This window comes from Helicobacter equorum, from assembly GCF_900198655.1.
GTDB classification, from domain to species: domain Bacteria; phylum Campylobacterota; class Campylobacteria; order Campylobacterales; family Helicobacteraceae; genus Helicobacter_F; species Helicobacter_F equorum.
Map to the genome: position 1 here is coordinate 1 of NZ_FZPO01000049.1, position 3166 is coordinate 3166.

General features: G+C 34.3%; 4 protein-coding genes. All 4 read right to left on the reverse strand.

Annotation, left to right across the window (positions count from 1 at the left end):
• Positions 1 to 218: aspartate 1-decarboxylase (locus C6H22_RS07225; RefSeq protein WP_199769822.1), on the reverse strand; the 218-nt coding region annotated here is incomplete at its 3' end.
• A gap of 100 nt (positions 219 to 318) precedes the next feature.
• Positions 319 to 792, reverse strand: a complete 474-nt coding sequence (locus C6H22_RS08690) for a glycosyltransferase (protein ID WP_158654665.1) — start codon at positions 790 to 792, stop codon at positions 319 to 321.
• Positions 722 to 2191 carry a glycosyltransferase family 4 protein gene (locus tag C6H22_RS07235; RefSeq protein ID WP_104694632.1) on the reverse strand — a complete coding sequence of 490 codons (1470 nt, stop codon included), beginning with the start codon at positions 2189 to 2191 and terminating at the stop codon, positions 722 to 724. The genes C6H22_RS08690 and C6H22_RS07235 overlap by 71 nt, the downstream gene beginning before the upstream one ends.
• Before the next feature lie 51 nt (positions 2192 to 2242).
• Positions 2243 to 3133 carry a glycosyltransferase gene (locus C6H22_RS07240; RefSeq protein ID WP_233707082.1) on the reverse strand — a complete coding sequence of 297 codons (891 nt, stop codon included), beginning with the start codon at positions 3131 to 3133 and terminating at the stop codon, positions 2243 to 2245.
• Between the last annotated feature and the right edge of the window lie 33 nt (positions 3134 to 3166).

Consider the following 3166-nt stretch of genomic DNA (forward strand, 5'->3'; position numbering starts at 1 on the left):
GCACCATTGATACAAATCTCACCCTCTTTATCTCCATAAATCACATATGTGCTAAAACGCTCACCATTGTTGATATTTAACACATCAACTTTCATACCCTCTTTAAGTTTGGCACTTTGTGCGAGAGATTTTTCAATCGTAATAGATCCAACATACTCAAGATTTGCATCGCTTACTCGCGCACGATGAATCTTAGAGTACAACATTTCAAACTGCATATGTCCTTCTTTGATATGGTAATTTTGTGTAAGGTTGATAATTTTAGCATATTTTGGGAGGGTTTTGTAAATTCTGTCCTTGTAATCATCAAGAATTATTTTAAGAATCGATATAAACACCAATCAGATTTGAGAGGTAGTTTTGTGCTAACAAATCTTGAATGATGATTGACCTTTTAGATTCAAACTCTTGCCAAAACCTTGAATAATCACCTAAAATTTCAGACATTTTAGCAATTAAATCCATCACGCCATCATGCAAATCAAAACAAATACCACAGAACTCTCTCGCGGTATCTTTATATGCACCAATCCCACTCACAAGTGGGATTGTTCCACTCAAAGCAGATTCTGCAATGGTTAATCCAAATGTCTCATAACATTTTGTAGGCATTACAACAATCTTAGCGCAACGTAAAATGGATCTTAAAATCATAGGAAATTGCGAATCTAAAAATATAATCAAGTAGCGATCATACAAATAACCCAATAAGAATAATATATCAATTACAATAAATTCCCCCCCCCCCAAGGCGATAGATTTTAATAAGCCTATCCAAATATTTAGCATCATGAAGATTTTCTATGATTTCCTGCCGTTTTGTGACAAAATTCTGCCAAATTTCCTCATAAGATTGCAGATTAGAAGCAATCATTACCTCAAGATTTCTCACATTGTTTTTAAAGCGGTCTTGGTAAGATAGCCTGGGATCAACTTCAAAGATAAAACTACTGCCACAAAAATATTCAATTGTTTCTTTCAATGCTCCAATACGAGAAACTAAAGGTATAACTCCAGCAAGAATAGATTCCACAATAACTAATCCAAAAGTTTCATACCACAATGAAGGCATAACTGAAAGCTTAGCTTTTTTTAAAATTTTTGCAATCTCCATCGGTGTTCGCCTACCCAAAAATATACAATTTGGAATTTCTTTTGAGCTTTTTGTAGAATGCGAATCCAAAAGCTTGTGTGCAAGACCTTTGCAATATTCTTTATCATCTCCGTCACCTATAATACAAAGCTTGTATGATGAAAATTCCGGTTTTTGTATAAGTTTTGCAAATGCTTCAATAAGAAGTGGAACATTTTTTTCTGGTGCAAGCCTACCAAAGAATACAATGAGATCTTCTTTGTCTTCCAAACACACATTAGGATTATAAAATTGCATTTGTATAGGGTTTTGTAATACTTCTAATTTTTTCTTATTAAGACCATCATCTATATGTTTTTGGTATTGAAACTCGCTCACACAAAGAATCTTATCAAAAAGATTATTTTCTCGCATCAAAATTCCACAATAAAAAATCGTTCGTAAGCCCTTCAAGATTGAATATACTCTCCCTCTCCTATCACAATTTTTCCACATAATACGAAATTTTGAGTGTCTTATACATTCCTCACAAATCGCTTTTTGTTTGTAATTATATAAACCCCCATTAGGACAAACACCAAAATTATGTTGTGTAAAAATAAGTTTAATGTGTGGAAATCTATGTTTATAAGCACGAAGAGCAAAAAGAACACTTGGACTTAGACGAGAAAGATAATTTTGGGTATGAATAATATCAGGATGTGTAGCAAATAAAAAGCGTTTTAACAATCGATAATTTTTCAAATTGAAAATATACTTGATGGCACCTATAGGCTTAGAATACATTGCCCAATCATCAAGCATCAAAAAATGTTGAGAATCTACGCCCTTTGGTAAAGTCTGTAATGTATCACAACTAGCAATAAAAATCTCATAATTTGGAAGAGTCATGGTTTGTTCAATGGTGTTACGAAATACGCTTTCAGCCCCACCACGATAAGAATCTGAAGCAAGATGAAGGAGCCTTGTTTTGGCATTTGAAGTGGGTGATTGAAGTCGATAATCTGTATCCGCCCCTTTAGCGTGGCAAATATGATGAGAAAAGCCAAAATTTTGAAACTTAAGCATAAGAAAACCTCTTAATGTCTTTCGTATCATACACTCTCCCTCCCAAAATATATCTGCTGTTATAAATATCTAAACAAAAATTTATTGCTTTGTTTTTCCTAACAAAACTCTTGCTTGGTTGCGAAATTTTCTAGGAATTGCATTTCGCACAATAACACGCGGAATAATCCAAAATACATACCGCAAAGCATAATAAATAGGGAAAAGCTTATGATAGCGCGTCCCTATTTGTAAATCTTCCCAAAACATACGCCAAGAAAGCGATCCAGAAACTCCATCGACATTAAATGCACTCACAACCACTGCACCATGCCAAAAAAGAAATCCCGCATTATGCACTTTAGTAAAAAAGTCCGTATCACCAGCAATTTTAAAATATGTATTATACCTATAACGTTTCATTGTTACAGAATCTATAAACGCACTTTGATGAATAAAATGATGATGGTATTTATGGGCATTTTTACGCTCATTTGGCGCAGCATGAATAGTTTTGGTATGCTCTGCATCATAGATAATCTGCGTATCCCCATAAATAACTATCGCCTTTTTTCCACCATTAGCCAAATATTCTTGATATGTTATAAAAAGATTAGACACACTCTCCTTACTAAAAAACATATCTCCACAATTCATAAAATTACACCACTCCCCAGTAGCGAGATCTATGCCTTTATTCATCGCATCATAGATTCCGCTATCACGCTCACTTAAAAACTTAAAACTAAAATTAGGGTTAGAATCTAATTGTGCTTCAAAATAAAGAGAATCTGCTTTAACTTCCCTATGCGTGATAGTTGCTAGAGAAGTGATTGTGGATTCTATGCTCTGGGTTGTGCCATCGCTACTACACCCATCAACAAGGATATACTCAATATACGGATAATCCTGACACAATACAGAATCCATAGTTGCAACGATGTGAGAAACATCGTTATATACCACAGTAACAATCGAGATCTTAGGCTGCATTATTGCTTAATCCCTTAGAACTTCTTCCTCTCA